The organism is Nocardioides speluncae (assembly GCF_003121585.1).
In the GTDB taxonomy this organism is placed as follows: domain Bacteria; phylum Actinomycetota; class Actinomycetes; order Propionibacteriales; family Nocardioidaceae; genus Nocardioides; species Nocardioides speluncae.
On sequence record NZ_QEOO01000036.1, the window covers coordinates 333,374 to 346,760 of the forward strand.

General features: G+C 70.5%; 19 protein-coding genes and 1 riboswitch. Of the genes, 13 read left to right on the top strand and 6 right to left on the bottom strand.

Going from position 1 to position 13,387, the window contains the following annotated elements:
- Positions 1-126 precede the first annotated feature (126 nt).
- Together DDV73_RS19470 and DDV73_RS19475 are read left to right on the top strand one after the other, a co-directional pair.
- Positions 127-636, top strand: coding sequence for a SigE family RNA polymerase sigma factor (locus DDV73_RS19470; RefSeq protein ID WP_240617370.1), 510 nt, complete (start codon positions 127-129; stop codon positions 634-636).
- Positions 633-1,796 carry a hypothetical protein gene (locus tag DDV73_RS19475; RefSeq protein ID WP_109508903.1) on the top strand — a complete coding sequence of 388 codons (1,164 nt, stop codon included), beginning with the start codon at positions 633-635 and terminating at the stop codon, positions 1,794-1,796. Before DDV73_RS19470 ends, DDV73_RS19475 begins: the two co-directional genes overlap by 4 nt.
- A gap of 58 nt (positions 1,797-1,854) precedes the next feature.
- On the opposite strand, the gene DDV73_RS19480 is transcribed toward DDV73_RS19475, so the two are convergent.
- Together DDV73_RS19480 and DDV73_RS19485 are read right to left on the bottom strand one after the other, a co-directional pair.
- Complete coding sequence (locus DDV73_RS19480; RefSeq protein ID WP_109508904.1) at positions 1,855-2,493, bottom strand: hypothetical protein; 639 nt, start codon at positions 2,491-2,493, stop codon at positions 1,855-1,857.
- A complete protein-coding gene (locus DDV73_RS19485; RefSeq protein ID WP_109508905.1) occupies positions 2,490-2,987 on the bottom strand; it encodes a SigE family RNA polymerase sigma factor in 498 nt (165 codons plus the stop codon). The genes DDV73_RS19480 and DDV73_RS19485 overlap by 4 nt, the downstream gene beginning before the upstream one ends.
- 105 nt (positions 2,988-3,092) lie before the next feature.
- Here DDV73_RS19485 and DDV73_RS19490 point away from each other — a divergent pair, with 105 nt between their 5' ends.
- From DDV73_RS19490 to DDV73_RS19510, 5 genes are read left to right on the top strand one after another with little or no spacing between them, the layout of a single operon-like run.
- Positions 3,093-3,455: a DUF1801 domain-containing protein gene (locus tag DDV73_RS19490; RefSeq protein WP_109508906.1), complete on the top strand. Its 363-nt coding sequence runs from the start codon at positions 3,093-3,095 to the stop codon at positions 3,453-3,455.
- A gap of 1 nt (position 3,456) precedes the next feature.
- Positions 3,457-4,422 carry a non-homologous end-joining DNA ligase gene (gene ligD, locus DDV73_RS19495; protein WP_109508907.1) on the top strand — a complete coding sequence of 322 codons (966 nt, stop codon included), beginning with the start codon at positions 3,457-3,459 and terminating at the stop codon, positions 4,420-4,422.
- The gene (locus tag DDV73_RS19500; RefSeq protein ID WP_109508908.1) at positions 4,419-5,045 is read left to right on the top strand and encodes a UPF0158 family protein; all 627 of its coding nucleotides are present in this window, start codon (positions 4,419-4,421) and stop codon (positions 5,043-5,045) included. The genes ligD and DDV73_RS19500 overlap by 4 nt, the downstream gene beginning before the upstream one ends.
- Before the next feature lies 1 nt (position 5,046).
- Positions 5,047-5,379: a hypothetical protein gene (locus tag DDV73_RS19505; protein WP_109508909.1), complete on the top strand. Its 333-nt coding sequence runs from the start codon at positions 5,047-5,049 to the stop codon at positions 5,377-5,379.
- Positions 5,379-5,945: a GNAT family N-acetyltransferase gene (locus DDV73_RS19510; RefSeq protein WP_109508910.1), complete on the top strand. Its 567-nt coding sequence runs from the start codon at positions 5,379-5,381 to the stop codon at positions 5,943-5,945. Before DDV73_RS19505 ends, DDV73_RS19510 begins: the two co-directional genes overlap by 1 nt.
- Here DDV73_RS19510 and DDV73_RS19515 read toward each other — a convergent pair.
- Positions 5,942-7,153: an NAD(P)/FAD-dependent oxidoreductase gene (locus tag DDV73_RS19515; RefSeq protein WP_109508911.1), complete on the bottom strand. Its 1,212-nt coding sequence runs from the start codon at positions 7,151-7,153 to the stop codon at positions 5,942-5,944. The two genes, DDV73_RS19510 and DDV73_RS19515, sit on opposite strands and share 4 nt — an antisense overlap.
- Before the next feature lie 3 nt (positions 7,154-7,156).
- Positions 7,157-7,348, bottom strand: a complete 192-nt coding sequence (locus DDV73_RS19520) for a ferredoxin (protein WP_109508912.1) — start codon at positions 7,346-7,348, stop codon at positions 7,157-7,159.
- Positions 7,349-7,440: 92 nt separating this feature from the next.
- Here DDV73_RS19520 and rpe point away from each other — a divergent pair, with 92 nt between their 5' ends.
- Complete coding sequence (gene rpe / locus DDV73_RS19525) at positions 7,441-8,094, top strand: ribulose-phosphate 3-epimerase (RefSeq protein ID WP_109508913.1); 654 nt, start codon at positions 7,441-7,443, stop codon at positions 8,092-8,094.
- An 8-nt stretch (positions 8,095-8,102) separates the two neighbouring features.
- On the top strand, positions 8,103-8,435 hold the full coding sequence (locus DDV73_RS19530; RefSeq protein ID WP_240617371.1) for a hypothetical protein: 333 nt from the start codon (positions 8,103-8,105) through the stop codon (positions 8,433-8,435).
- Positions 8,436-8,502: 67 nt separating this feature from the next.
- On the opposite strand, the gene DDV73_RS19535 is transcribed toward DDV73_RS19530, so the two are convergent.
- Positions 8,503-9,114, bottom strand: a complete 612-nt coding sequence (locus tag DDV73_RS19535) for a maleylpyruvate isomerase family mycothiol-dependent enzyme (protein WP_109508914.1) — start codon at positions 9,112-9,114, stop codon at positions 8,503-8,505.
- A 73-nt stretch (positions 9,115-9,187) separates the two neighbouring features.
- On the bottom strand, positions 9,188-9,571 hold the full coding sequence (locus tag DDV73_RS19540; RefSeq protein ID WP_240617372.1) for a RidA family protein: 384 nt from the start codon (positions 9,569-9,571) through the stop codon (positions 9,188-9,190).
- An 87-nt stretch (positions 9,572-9,658) separates the two neighbouring features.
- Positions 9,659-9,807: riboswitch (FMN riboswitch) on the top strand.
- 96 nt (positions 9,808-9,903) lie between these two features.
- Between DDV73_RS19540 and ribD the strand changes: the two genes are divergently transcribed.
- From ribD to ribH, 4 genes are read left to right on the top strand one after another with little or no spacing between them, the layout of a single operon-like run.
- Entirely contained in the window at positions 9,904-10,938 is a 1,035-nt protein-coding gene (gene ribD, locus DDV73_RS19545) for a bifunctional diaminohydroxyphosphoribosylaminopyrimidine deaminase/5-amino-6-(5-phosphoribosylamino)uracil reductase RibD (protein ID WP_240617382.1), read from the top strand.
- A gap of 1 nt (position 10,939) precedes the next feature.
- Positions 10,940-11,545, top strand: coding sequence for a riboflavin synthase (locus DDV73_RS19550; RefSeq protein WP_109508916.1), 606 nt, complete (start codon positions 10,940-10,942; stop codon positions 11,543-11,545).
- Positions 11,542-12,846: a bifunctional 3,4-dihydroxy-2-butanone-4-phosphate synthase/GTP cyclohydrolase II gene (locus DDV73_RS19555; RefSeq protein WP_109508917.1), complete on the top strand. Its 1,305-nt coding sequence runs from the start codon at positions 11,542-11,544 to the stop codon at positions 12,844-12,846. Before DDV73_RS19550 ends, DDV73_RS19555 begins: the two co-directional genes overlap by 4 nt.
- On the top strand, positions 12,843-13,331 hold the full coding sequence (gene ribH, locus DDV73_RS19560) for a 6,7-dimethyl-8-ribityllumazine synthase (protein ID WP_109508918.1): 489 nt from the start codon (positions 12,843-12,845) through the stop codon (positions 13,329-13,331). The genes DDV73_RS19555 and ribH overlap by 4 nt, the downstream gene beginning before the upstream one ends.
- Positions 13,332-13,387: the final 56 nt, after the last annotated feature.

Genomic DNA, 13,387 nt, shown 5'->3' on the forward strand with positions numbered 1-13,387 from the left:
CGGCTGGTCGAAGTCCACGCGTCCGAAGGTAGACGGCACCACCGACGAACCTGATTGGCCGGTACGGCGTCTGGTTGGTGTCGAACAACGAAGATGAGTCGGAGACGACCTGAGAGACGAGGCAAGGTGGCCACAGCAACCGAGGACTACACGGCGTACGTCGAGGAGTCCTGGACCCGGCTGTTCCGGACGGCGTACGCCCTGACCGGCGACGTGACGGCAGCCGACGATCTCATGCAGGCGACGCTGGTGAAGGTGTTCGTCAGCTGGCGCAAGGTCCGCAAGGCCGACTCGGTAGACGCGTACGTGCGCCGGGTCATGGTCAACCAGGCGGCCTCGACCTGGCGTAGCAGGACCCGCCGGGCGGAGGTGCTGACGGCGGAGCCGCGGGTCGCGGCCACCGACGGTCCGGTCCACGACCCCGATGGGGAAGACGAGCTGTGGGCGCTGATCCACGAGCTACCGGCACGGCAGCGCGCGGTGCTGGTCCTGCGCTACTACGAGGACCTCTCCGAGCAGGAGATCGCCCAGGCACTCGACATCGCGCCCGGCACGGTCAAGAGCCAGGCCAGCGCCGCCATCGTGAAGCTCCGGGACCGGCTGATGCCGGTTCAGGTCGAGAGGGGACAGGCATGAACGAGAAGATGGAGACGCGGGTGAAGCAGACCTTCGACCACCGGACCGACGAGCTGGTGCCGCCACCGGTCGACGTCGCCGCACTGGTCCGGCGCGGCCGGCGGCGCCGTAGCTGGCGCAGTGCCGGCGCGGCCGCAGTGGCTGTCGCGGTGGTCGGCGGGACGGCGTACGCCGCCGGCACCGTGGCCGGCGACGCCGACCCCGACCCCGGCCGCCCGACGAAGGAAGGGCTGCCCGTGGTGACCGGCGGCGCCGCCGGCCCGCAGCCCGTCGACGGCCCGACCGCTGTCTTCCACACGAAGAGCTCGGTGTCGATCGACGGCCGGACCTACCCAGCGGGCAACTTCCCGTGGGATACCGGGCCGCACGTCGGCCAGCTCGGCGTCGCCTATCCCGCGAAACGGACCGGTGTCCCGCACCTGATGAAGCGAGACGGCTCGCAGGTCGCGCTCGCACCCGACCGGCCGAAGGTCGGCGATCGGTACAGCGGCTGGGTGGCGGCCGACGCCGCCAGCCCGCTCGTAGCCTGGGGCGAGGTCGGCCCCACGGGCGTCGACGTCGTCGCCTACGACACGGCGAAGGGGTCCGAGATCGCCCGCAAGCGGGTGAACTGCCAGAACGCAACGTCGAGCAGCTCGTTCGGCTGCGCGGTGCCGTACGTCGCCTCGGACGGTGTCGTGTTCGTGCACACCAACCGGCCGGGGACGATCGCCTGGCGGCCGGCCGACGGCACCTGGCAGCGGCTCGGTGACGGCTCAGTGAGCCAGGCGCACGGCAAGGTGGTCGACACGTTTTCGGGTCCGGACCAGCTTGACCTCTCGGTGCTCGGCGACGGCTGGTCTCGGCTGCGGCTCACCGGACCCTTCTGGGAGGAGCAGGAGAAGCAGGGTGACGCCGAGGCGCTGCTGTCCTTCGACGGCTCCTGGGTGACCGACCCGGAGGGCAAGCGCGTCGAGGACTGGCACAACCCCGAGGCGACGGTCACCTATGACCCGCCGGGCAGCGAGGTCGCGGCCCAGTACGACACCGATGGCAGCATGCTCTACGTGACCATGTCGGGCGACAAGTACCGCGCCTGGGACTGCACGGCGACGGCCAGGTGCGAGCCGCTCACCGAGCCGACCGACGAGGAGATCCGGCTGATCTCGTGGGACCTGTGACCTGAAACAGCAGGGCCTCGGCGTGACTGCCGAGGCCCTACGTCGTGCTAGTTGCAGGTCACTTGCCGTTCCTCTGCCAGGCGACGTGGGTGACCACTTCGTTGATCTCCGGGACCGTCAGCTCCACGCCGTGGAAGGTGATGAACCACTTGCCCTTCGCCGGGCCGATGGCGACCATGTCGCCGGCGAAGACGTCGCCGGTCCCGCCGAGCATCGGGGTTGTGGTGTGGGCGCCGGTGCTCTTGGACACGAACATCGCGCGTTCCCGCGCCGCCCGCCAGTTCACCGAGGCTGCGGCCTTGCCCGGGCCCTGGCACCACATTTTGTCGTCGACGAGGAACACCTCACAGGTCCAGCCGTCGGCCTTCAGCACCACGGGCGCGCGTCCCTTCGGTGTCTCTTTCTCTGGCGTGACCGGCAAGCCCGTGGGGCTGGGGCTCTCGGTCGGGGTTCCGCCGGTGGCGAAGCCAGGGGACTCCTGGATCGCCTTCTCCTCGGGCAGCAGCGTGCTCACGCCGTACGACGCGGCGCCGACGGCGGCCACGCAGGCGATGCCGCCGAGCACGGCTCCGGTGGTACGGCGGCGCCGGATCCGGCGTCCGGCGGTGATCGACCCGGAGACGATCTCGTCGACGGGAGTGGTGAGGTCGGCCGCGCCGCGGGCCAACGTGTCGGTCAGGAAGGTGTCGTCGTTCATGGTGTCCTCGCGTCAGGAATAGGGCTGTGGTCGGCGAGGCGGACCCGCAGGCGGTCGGCGGCTCGCTTGGTCCGCGCGCGCACCGCCGTCTCGCTGATCCCCAGGTCGCGCGCGGTCTCGGCCACGCTGCGGTCCTCCCAGTAGCGGAGGACGAGGACGGTGCGATCGGTCGGGCTGAGCTCGCGGAGAGCGGCCAGGACATCCATGGCGGTGTCGGGGCTCTCGAGGTGTGGCGTGGGCTCGGGCGTCGCGTCGACCGGCAGCTCACCGGAGCGACGCAGCCGCCGGTGCGACAGATAGACGTTGGTCAGCGTGACCTGCGCGTACCCGACCGGGTTGTCGGCCCGTCGTACCCGCCGCCACGATGCGTAGAGGCGCGCGTACGTCGTCTGGACCAGGTCCTCGGCCAGGTGCCGGTCGGCGGTCAGCAGGACGGCGGTCCGGTGCAGCCGGGCCGCCGTCTCGTGCACGAACTCCGTGAAGTCGCTCGTCATGTCGTGTCCCACACCTGGATAACGCCCGGACCACCCGGTCGCGTGACACCGGCCGGCGTGACGAAGTCCATCCCGAGTGACCGCACGGGCACTAGGTTGGGAGCCATGGCCGGCAACCGCAACCCCGACGTCGACGCCTGGCTTGCGGCGTACGACAACCCGCAGAAGGAGCTCGTCCAGGCCGTCCGGGAGACCATCCTCGGCGCCGACGAGCGGGTCACCGAGGCGATCAAGTGGCAGGCGCCCACGTTCATGTTCAACGGCAACATCGCCTCGTTCTATCCGAAGGCCAAACAACATGCGTCCTTGATGTTCCACCAGGGGGCGCAGCTTCCGGACCCGGCCGGACCGCTGGAAGGCACCGGCGAGACCTCGCGGGTCGCGAAGTTCCTCGACGCCGACGACCTGGCTGCCAAGTCGAGCGCGTTGCAAGACATCGTCCGTGCCTGGATCGAGAGCAAGTCCTGACGTGGCGTCCCCATTCACCGAGATCGAGGTCGACGACAAGGTCGTCAAAGTGACCAACCCGGACCGGGTCTACTTTCCGGAGAGCGGTGCGACCAAGCGCGACCTGGTCGAGTACTACCTCGCCGTCGGCGACGGCATCGTCCGCGCGCTGTACGAACGGCCGTGCATGCTGCACCGGTTCCCGAAGGGACTGGCCGGCGACAAGGTGCACCAGAAGAGAATCCCGTCCGGCGCGCCGCCGTGGATCGAGACCGTCAGACTGCACTTTCCGCGCTGGAACCGCACCGCCGACGAGCTCTGCGTCACCGAGCTCGCCCAGGTGATCTGGGCGGTGCAGATGTCGACCGTGGAGTTCCATCCGTGGAACAGCCGCCGCGCGGACCCCGAGAAGCCGGACGAGTGGCGGATCGACCTCGACCCCGGCCCGCTGTCGGACTGGGCGCAGGTACGCCGCGTGTCCCACGTCGTCCATGAGGTGCTCGACGAGCTGGGCGTGCCCGGCTTCCCCAAGACCAGCGGTGGCAAGGGCCTGCACATCTACGTCCGGATCAAGCCGGACCACGGCCACAAGGTGGTACGGCGCGCCGCGCTGGCCTTCGCCCGCGAGATCGAGCGCCGCGCCCCCGATGACGTGACCACCGAGTGGTGGCGCAAGAACCGCGACCCGTACCACCTGTTCGTCGACTACAACCAGAACGCCCGCGACCACACCATCGCCGCGGCGTACTCGGTGCGTGGCTTTCCCGACGGCCGGGTCTCCGCGCCGGTCCACTGGGAGGAGATCGACGACGCGGTCCCGCAGGACTTCACCATCTACACCATGCCCGCCCGCTTCGCCGAGCTCGGCGACCTGCACGAGGCGATCGACGAGTCGGTGTACGACATCGCGCCGCTGATCGAGTGGGCCGACCGCGACGAGGCCGGGGGCAAGGAGACGCCGGCCGAGCCTGAGGAGCAGCGATCATGACCCAGGCCTTGCCGTTGACCAGCATCGACCTCGAGGAACTGGCTAGGCATCTGGACAGTCCTGAATACGGCGCGGGCTACTTCGACCCGGCCACCGGAGCGATCTACCAAGCGCTCGAAGGCGAGGTGCTCGGCGACGACGGCGAACCGGTCGATCTCGACGACACCGATTGGGTCTCGCTGGGTGGGCGCAGTTCTCACGAGGCATACGACGACATGGCGGCGTTCGCGGCAGCGGTTGCTGATCCCAAGCTCGTCGATCGGCTTGAGTCCGCGCTGCGGGGCCGAGGGGCGTTCCGCCGGTTCAAGGATGCGATGTACGCCGCACCAGAGCCCGTTGGCCGGGCGTGGAACAGCTTTAGAAACTCGCGAGCCGAAATCCGCGCGGTCGCCTGGTTGCTGACCCACGAGTTCGTCTCCGAGGCTGACGGATCGGTGGCCCTCGAGGACCTGCATCGTGCGTGCGACGAGGCGCTGGCGGTGGCACGGACGCCGACAGCGGTGACCTGCGAGTCCGACGACCTGCCTGCCCGGTGGCGTGAGCTGTCGACTGTCGTCGAGTCGGGCGAGAACGTCGTTCTACTGAAGGACGGCGAGCCATGGGCTCTTATCGACCGGCTCTGAGATGCCGCGGCTGCTCGCGCGCGTTGGGGAGGTGGCCCACTTCGAGCAGGCGGCAGCCGACGGCGGCGGGTCGTTCGTGGAGGTCCTCGTGGTCGATGACCGCGGCGAGGGCGTCGAGCGCTTCTACCGGCGCGACGGCGACGACCCGTGGCACGACACCGTGAAGCAGTTCGTGGCGAGTGCCGGCGGACCGGCGATGCTGGCGGGCTTCGAAGGCCGGCTGCGGACCGTTGTCGCCGAGCGGCCCCTGATCCGGACGCTGGTCAGCCGCGAGGGCGACGTGGACGCGACGTACGCCGCCCTGCTCGACCTCCTCGGCGAGGCGGCTCGCTGATGACCGACCTGACCACCGAACGGATGGAGCTGCGGCTGCTGACCGCGGATCGTGCCGAGTACGGCGAGCTGATGGCCGAGCTGGACGGCGATCCGGAGGTGATGCGGTTCATCACCGGTACGCCGACGCCGAGGGCCGACATCGTCGACCGCGAGCTGCCGACGCTGCTCGCCCGGCAGGCGGCGTACCCAAAGCTCGGCCGGTGGTTCGCGTTCGGTCGCGAGGACGGCGCGTTCCTGGGCTGGTTCGAGCTGGCGCCGACGGTCCCGGAGGGCCGGGAGGGGGAGCAGCCGGCCGACGACGAGGCCGAGGTCGGCTACCGCCTGCTGCGCTCGGCGTGGGGGAGCGGCTACGCGACCGAGGGCACCCGTCGCGTGATCGCGCACGCCTTCGACACCGCCGGCCTGCGCCGGGTCTGGGCACAGACGATGGCGGTCAACCTGCCGTCCCGCGGCGTGATGGAGCGGGTCGGGATGACGCACCTCCGGACCTTCCACGTGCACTTCGACGACCCGCTGCCCGGCACCGAGCACGGCGAGGTCGAGTACGAGCTGCTGCGGCCCTAGGAGGCGGTGGCGAACTCCACCGCGTCCGCGAAGGCGCCGCGCTCGGCGATCCGGCGGCGGAACTTCATGATCTCGCGGGGCCGGTCGATGGTGAGCGCGCCGACGATCCGGTCGTCGCGCCGGTAGAGCGCGGTGAAGGCGTCGCCTGCCGTCGCCACGACCTGCACCTCGTCGGCGCGCGGGGTGCCGACGAACTGGATGCGCCGGCCGTACCAGTCGGACCAGAAGTAGGGGACCGGCGCCAGGGGAGTGGCACTCGCCGGGTCCAGGGCGTGCTTGGACGCGGCCGCGCCCTGCTCGGCGGCGTTGGTCCAGTGCTCGAGCCGCATCAGCTCGTCGTCGAACAGCGGGTTGGCGACGTGGGCGACGTCTCCGGCGGCGTACACACCGGGCAGCCCGGTCCACAGCGTCGCGTCGCAGACCACCCCGCGGTCGCGCTCGTGCAGCGGTACGCCGCTGCCCTCCAGCCATCCGGTGGCGGGCTGGACGCCGATGCCGACCACAACCAGGTCGGCCGGCAGCACCGACCCGTCGTCGAGCCGGACCCCGGTGACTCGGCCGCCGGACGACTCCACCGCGGACACACCGACGCCGAGCCGGAGATCGGTCCCGTTGGCGACGTGGAGGTCGGCGCAGACTGAGCCCACCTCGGCGCCGATGGACCGGACCAGCGGCAGGCCGAGCGACTCGACGACGTGCACGGAGAGCCCACGCTTGCGGGCCGCGGAGGCGACCTCGGACCCGATGAAGCCGGCGCCGATGACGACGGTCCTGGCGCCCGCGTCCAGAGCGTCGCGGATGGCGGTCGCGTCGTCGACGGTACGCAGATGGTGTACGCCGGCCACCCCGTCGGCGCCGGGCAGCCGGCGCGGGCTGGCGCCGGTGGCGATCACGGCTGCGTCGTACTCGAACTGCCGATCACCGACCGACACCAGCTGCTGCGCGGGGTAGAGCCCGTCGGCCGGAGCGCCCAGGACCAGGTCCACGCCGAGGTCGTCGCGCAGCTCCTGCTCGCTCCGGAACGGCGTGACCTCGGCCGCGTCGCCGCAGAGGAAGGCCTTGGACAGCGGGGGCCGGTCGTACGGCAGGTGCTCCTCGGCCCCGATCAGCGTGATCGGCCCGGCGTAGCCGGTCCGGCGAGCCGCCTCGACGGCCCGCAGGCCCGCGAGCGAGGCGCCGACGACGACGAGTCCGCCTGTGCCGGTCACCGCTCAGTCCGCCAGTGAGAGCGCCAGCACCGGGCACGCGTCCACGGCGGCCGCGATGTCCTGGCGGTGGCTCTCGGCGGGCCGCTCGTCCAGGAGCTCGACGAACCCGTCCTCGCCCACCTCGAAGAACTCGTGGGCCATGGCTTCGCACATGCCCAGTCCCTCGCACTTGTCCCGATCGACCACGATCCGCATGTGACCTCCTTCACTAGGTTTACAAGTAGACCTGGTTTGTAAAGCGACGTCAAGGGGGGAGTCCGGTCGTTGGGCGACTACGATCGTGGTTCGTGGGCATCCAGATCACTCCGAGCATCCTCAACGCCGACCTCGCCTCGCTGAGTGCGGAGGTGGCGCGGATCGGCAGCGCCGACTGGGTGCACGTCGACGTCATGGACGGCCACTTCGTGCCGAACCTGACCCTCGGCGTACCCGTGATTGAGTCGCTGGCGAGATCGACCGACCTGCCGCTGGACGCGCATCTGATGATCGACGACCCAGACCGCTGGGCGCCGGCGTACGTCGAGGCCGGCTGTGGCTCGGTCACCTTCCACGTCGAGGCGGCCAAGGCGCCGATCCGGCTGGCGCGCGAGATCCGGGCCAAGGGGGCTCGGGCGTCGATGGCGCTCAAGCCCGCCACCCCGATCGACCCCTACGAGGATCTCCTGGCCGAGCTGGACATGGTGCTGATCATGACCGTCGAGCCCGGCTTCGGCGGCCAGAAGTTCCTCGATCTGTGCCTGCCCAAGATCCGGCGCGCTCGGGAGCTGATGGACAAGCACGGCGTGGAGACCTGGCTCCAGGTCGACGGTGGCGTCTCGCTGGAGACCATCGAGCGCTGCGCCGAAGCCGGCGCGGACGTGTTCGTGGCCGGGTCCGCGGTGTACGCCGCCGACGACCCGGACCGGATGGTCGCCGAGCTGCGGGCCCGCGCCGAAGGCTGAGCCGGACGATGCCGAAGGCCCGGGTCGAGGACGTGCACGCGGCGGCCCGGGCGATGCCGCACGTCACCCAGTGGGGCGACGACGAGCGCCCGGTCTACCAGGTCGGCAGCAAGTCCTTCGTGTTCTTCCGTACGCCGCGGCTGGACGCATCCGATCCCGACACCGGCGAGCGGTACGCCGACGTCATCGTGATCTGGGTGGCGATGAGGGGGACAAGCAGGCCCTGGTCCAAGACGAGGACTCGCCGTTCTTCACCACGCCGCACTTCGACGGCCACCGGTCGGTGCTGGTGCGCGCCTCGCGGCTGGGTGAGGTGGACCGCGACGAGCTGGTCGAGCTGATCCAGGAAGCCTGGCTCTCACAGACCTCCAAGCGGCGCGCCAACGCCTGGCTGGCAACCCGCGGCGGCTAGGCCGGCATCCGCTCGCGAAGTGTCGGTACGCCGTCGCCGCTGAGCTCGTCGAGCACCACGGGCCGGCCGACCATCGCCAGCGCCAGTGCCTCACCCGGGCCGCGCACCTCCGGGCCCTCGCCGCCGGCCCAGTCCAGGTCGGTGGCCACGAACCGCAGCCCCTGGGTGTACTGCTTCGGCCGCGCGAACGGGTCCGGCTTCTCCAGCACCGCCACCAATTGCTCCTCAGGGACGTGGCGCAGCCTGCCGAGCGGGCGCCGGATGTCCTGCTGGTGGACGAGCACGTCGGCCAGCGTGGAGCCCGGCGCGACCCGGCTGAAGATCCCGCCGCCGATTGACGCCTCCAGCCGGTCGACCAGCCGAGCGGGCGGCGTCCTCCGCTCCCGGTCGACCAAGGCGCCGTTGATGGCCTCGACCGATCCGCGCGCCCGCCAGATCGCGCCGACGTACGCCGGGACCGAGGTGGCGTCGTACAGCAGGTGCGCGACCACGTCGCGCACCCGCCAGCCGGCACACAGCGACGGCGTCTCCCACTCCTCGTCGGTCAGGGCGCGTAGGAATCCCACGAGCTCTCGACGCTCGGCGGCGATCAGCGATCGGATGTCCATGTCCAGCGAGCGTAGTGACGAGGCACGTCCGGGTCTGCCGCCCACGGGCGGAAGCAGACCTCCGCCTGGAGGACTAGGCGACCGCGACCGCCTCGATCTCCAGCAGCCAGTCCTCGCTGTAGATGTCGCAGATGATGATCGTCAGCGCCGGGGTGTGGTCGCCGAGAACCTCGGCGCGGATCAGGCTGTTGGCTGCTCGGTGGCTGCGGCTCGCGAGGTACGTCGTGACCTTGGCGAGGTTCTCCGCACCCATGCCGGCCTCGGCCAGGACGGCGAGCACGTTGCGCCAGGTCAGCCGGCACTGCTCGGCGAAGTCCGCCGGGACCTGGCCGTCCGCGTCGGCCCACGGGACCTGGCCGCTGACGAAGACCATCCGGGAGGCGCCCTCGACGAGGGTGCCGTGCGTGTAGTTGCCGGTCGCTTCCGGCAGTGCGGTCGGGTTGAGTGGCTGGATCACGATCGGCACCGTACCGGCTTGCGTGATCGGCATCACTCGGGTTTGTAACAGCCGCTGTGGCAGACTTCGAGATGACGAGTTTTCAACTCGCGTGCTCTGGGGTCGGTGTAATTCCGAGCCGGCGGTGAACTGAGCCGAAGCGCTCAGCAGTCCGCGACCCGGTCACAGCCAGTGACCGGTTGACCAGGTGAGAATCCTGGACCGACGGTGAAAGTCCGGATGGGAAGCGCACGCAGGTGGTGACGCTCGACGTCGTACGCCGTGACTCGGCGTACGCGTTCTGCGTCCTCCACCGTCCTGCCCCGGAGTCCGCGACCGGACCGGAGGGGCAGATGGCAGCAACCGAAGCCGAGCGCCGTGCGATGCGGCGCGCGCTCGAGATCGCCCGCACTCCCGGCGTACCCCTCGGCCCCAACCCGCGAGTTGGCTGCGTCCTGCTCGCCGAGGACGGCAGCGAGGTCGCCGAGGGTTTCCACCGCGGCGCCGGCACGCCGCACGCCGAGGCCGCCGCCCTCGCGGAGGCCGGCGAGGCGGCGCGCGGCACCACCGCGGTCGTCACCCTCGAACCCTGCAACCACACCGGCCGCACCGGCCCATGTGCGCAGGCCCTGATCGACGCCGGGGTACGCCGCGTGGTCTTCGCCCAGCCCGACCCGAACCCGGTCGCCGCCGGGGGAGCGGAGACCCTTCGCGCGGCTGGCATCGAGGTGGAGGCCGACGTCCTGCTCGACGAGGCCCGCGCGGTCAACAGGGCCTGGACGTTCGCGGTCGAGCACGGCCGGCCGTTCGTGACCTGGAAGTTCGCGACCACGCTCGACGGCCGCAGCGCCGCCGTCGACGGCAGCTCGCGGTGGGTATCGAGCAAGGCCGCGCGCCTGGACACGCACCGGCTGCGCGGCCTCTGCGACGTGATGCTGGTCGGCACCAACACCGTCGAGGTGGACGACCCGGAGCTGACCGTCCGCGACGAGGTCGACGAGCCGGTCGAGCACCAGCCGCTGCGAGCGGTGATGGGGCTGCGCGACCTGCCGATCACCAAGCGGGTCTTCAACCGCCGCGCCGAGACCGTGCACCTGCGCACCCGCGACCCGCACGAGGCGCTGGCCGAGCTGTTCGCCCAGGACCGCCAGCACGTCTTCCTCGAAGGCGGCCCCACCCTCGGCGGGGTCTTCCTGCAGGCGGGCCTGGTCGACGAGGTCGTCGCCTACGTCGCGCCGATGCTGCTCGGCGCGGGGCGCAACGCGGTCGGCGTACTGGGCATAGCCAGCATCGCCCATGCGTTGCACCTCCCTGTCACCGACGTGACGGTCCTGGAGGGCCACGACGGCGAGGACACCAACGTCCGGATCACGATGAGAGGCAACTGACATGTTCACCGGAATCGTCGAAGAGCTCGGCACCGTCGAGAAGGTCGAGGACCAGGGCGACGCGATCCGGCTCACGGTCCGCGCCGCGACCGTGCTGGAGGACGCCCATCTCGGCGACTCGATCAGCGTGAACGGCTGCTGCCTGACCGTGGCGGACCGGGACGGCGACCTGTGGACCGCCGACGTCATGCAGGAGACGCTCGACAAGACCTCGCTGTACGGCGTACAGCCGGGGGACCGGGTCAACCTGGAGCGTGCGGTCACCGCCGACAAGCGTCTGGGCGGCCACATCGTCCAGGGCCATGTCGACACCGTCGGGACGATCAAGTCGAGAACGCCCAGCGAGCACTGGGAGGTCGTGGAGATCGCGATGCCGCCCGAGCTCGGTCGCTACCTGGTCGACAAGGGCTCGATCACCGTCGACGGGGTCAGCCTCACCGTGGTCGAGGCGGGCGCGGACAGCTTCACCGTGAGCCTGATCCCGGAGACGCTCGCCCGCACCACGCTCGGCTTCCGGCAGCCCGGTGACCGGGTGAACCTCGAGGTCGACGTGATCGCGAAGCACGTGGAGAAACTGGTCAGCGCCTACGTAAGGAACCCGGCATGAGTGACCCTGCGACCGACCCTGCGACCAACCCTGCCACCGACAAGGTGAGACTCGACAGCGTCGAGCGGGCGATCGCGGACATCGCGGCCGGCAAGGCGGTCGTGGTCGTCGACGACGAGGACCGCGAGAACGAGGGCGACATCATCTTCGCCGCCAGCAAGGCGACGCCGGACCTGATGGCGTTCACGATCCGGCACAGCAGTGGCGTGATCTGCGTACCGATGCCGGGCGACATGCTCGACCGGCTCGAGATCCCGCTGATGACCCCGCACAACAAGGACGCCTACCGCACGGCGTACACGATCTCGGTCGATGCCCGCGACGGCGTCTCCACCGGCATCAGCGCCGCCGACCGGGCGCACACAGTGCGTGTCCTTGCCGACAGCGCCACCGAGCCGTGGGAGATCACCCGTCCGGGTCACGTCTTCCCGCTGCGCTACCGCGACGGCGGCGTGCTGGTACGCCGCGGCCACACCGAGGCGGCGGTCGACCTCGCCAAGCTGGCTGGGCTGACGCCGGCCGGCGTACTGGTCGAGGTGGTCAACGACGACGGCACCATGAAGCGGGCCAAGGAGCTGCGCGAGTTCGCCGACGAGCACGAACTGGCGATGATCTCGATCGAGGACCTGGTCCGCTACCGGCGCCGCCACGAGCGGCACGTCGAGCGGGTCGCCGAGACTCGGCTGCCGACCCGCTTCGGTGAGTTCACGGCGTACGGCTACCGGATCACCGTCGACGGCTCCGAGCACATCGCGCTGGTGTACGGCGACATCACCGACTCGGGTGACGGCGGAGAGCCGGTGCTGACCCGGGTGCACTCCGAGTGCCTCACCGGCGACGTCTTCGGCAGCCACCGCTGCGACTGCGGGCCGCAGCTGCACGAGGCCATGGAGCGGATCGTCAAGGAGGGCCGCGGCGTCGTGGTCTACCTGCGCGGGCACGAAGGCCGCGGGATCGGCCTGGTCGCCAAGCTGCAGGCCTACCAGCTGCAGGACGGCGGCCGCGACACCGTCGACGCCAACCTCGACCTCGGCCTGCCGGCCGACGCCCGGCACTATGGCGCTGCCACTCAGGTGTTGCGCGACCTCGGTGTCGGCTCGGTGCGGCTGCTCACCAACAACCCGGCCAAGGTGGAGAACCTCGAGGACTTCGGCATCCCCGTGATCGAGCGGGTCGCGCTCACCCCGCACCCGAACGACCACAACCTCGCCTACCTGCTGACCAAGCGGGACCGGATGGGCCACGACCTGCCCCACCTCGTGGAGGCCGACGCGACCGTTCTGGAAGGATCTGCCGAATGAGCGGAGCCGGAGCCCCCGACGAGAAGCCCATCGACTGTCACGACCTGCGGGTCGCGGTAGTGGCCGCGAGCTGGCACGAGCAGGTCATGGACGGCCTGATCGCCGGCGCGCAGGACGCCCTCAAGGCCTACCAGGTGGAGGCCCCGGTGGTGATCCGGGTGCCGGGCACGTTCGAGCTGCCGGTGGCCGCGGCCGCCTGCGCCGCGCAGGGGTACGACGCCGTCGTCGCGCTGGGCGTGGTGATCAGGGGCGGGACCCCGCACTTCGAGTACGTCTGCAACGCCGCCACCGACGGGCTGGCCCGGGTCGCCCTCGACCACCAGGTGGCGATCGGCTTCGGCGTACTCACCTGTGACGACGAGCAGCAGGCACTCGACCGAGCCGGCCTGGCCGCCTCGAAGGAGGACAAGGGCTACGAGGCCACCGCCGCCGCCCTCCGCACCGCCCAGGTCCTCAAACGCATCAAGCGCGGCTACGACAGCTGACCCGGCTCGTCTTCACGCACAAACACGCTGACCCGGCCGGTGTTCACGCTCAGACA

Bases quoted from the DNA above. Each gene is read 5' to 3' on its own strand.
- DDV73_RS19475 (WP_109508903.1), top strand. From the start codon at position 633: ATGAACGAGAAGATGGAGACGCGGGTGAAGCAGACCTTCGACCACCGG.
- DDV73_RS19480 (WP_109508904.1), bottom strand. From the start codon at position 2,493: ATGAACGACGACACCTTCCTGACCGACACGTTGGCCCGCGGCGCGGCC.
- DDV73_RS19485 (WP_109508905.1), bottom strand. From the start codon at position 2,987: ATGACGAGCGACTTCACGGAGTTCGTGCACGAGACGGCGGCCCGGCTG.
- DDV73_RS19490 (WP_109508906.1), top strand. From the start codon at position 3,093: ATGGCCGGCAACCGCAACCCCGACGTCGACGCCTGGCTTGCGGCGTAC.
- DDV73_RS19500 (WP_109508908.1), top strand. From the start codon at position 4,419: ATGACCCAGGCCTTGCCGTTGACCAGCATCGACCTCGAGGAACTGGCT.
- DDV73_RS19505 (WP_109508909.1), top strand. From the start codon at position 5,047: ATGCCGCGGCTGCTCGCGCGCGTTGGGGAGGTGGCCCACTTCGAGCAG.
- DDV73_RS19510 (WP_109508910.1), top strand. From the start codon at position 5,379: ATGACCGACCTGACCACCGAACGGATGGAGCTGCGGCTGCTGACCGCG.
- DDV73_RS19520 (WP_109508912.1), bottom strand. From the start codon at position 7,348: ATGCGGATCGTGGTCGATCGGGACAAGTGCGAGGGACTGGGCATGTGC.
- DDV73_RS19530 (WP_240617371.1), top strand. From the start codon at position 8,103: ATGCCGAAGGCCCGGGTCGAGGACGTGCACGCGGCGGCCCGGGCGATG.
- DDV73_RS19535 (WP_109508914.1), bottom strand. From the start codon at position 9,114: ATGGACATCCGATCGCTGATCGCCGCCGAGCGTCGAGAGCTCGTGGGA.
- ribD (WP_240617382.1), top strand. From the start codon at position 9,904: ATGGCAGCAACCGAAGCCGAGCGCCGTGCGATGCGGCGCGCGCTCGAG.
- DDV73_RS19550 (WP_109508916.1), top strand. From the start codon at position 10,940: ATGTTCACCGGAATCGTCGAAGAGCTCGGCACCGTCGAGAAGGTCGAG.
- DDV73_RS19555 (WP_109508917.1), top strand. From the start codon at position 11,542: ATGAGTGACCCTGCGACCGACCCTGCGACCAACCCTGCCACCGACAAG.
- ribH (WP_109508918.1), top strand. From the start codon at position 12,843: ATGAGCGGAGCCGGAGCCCCCGACGAGAAGCCCATCGACTGTCACGAC.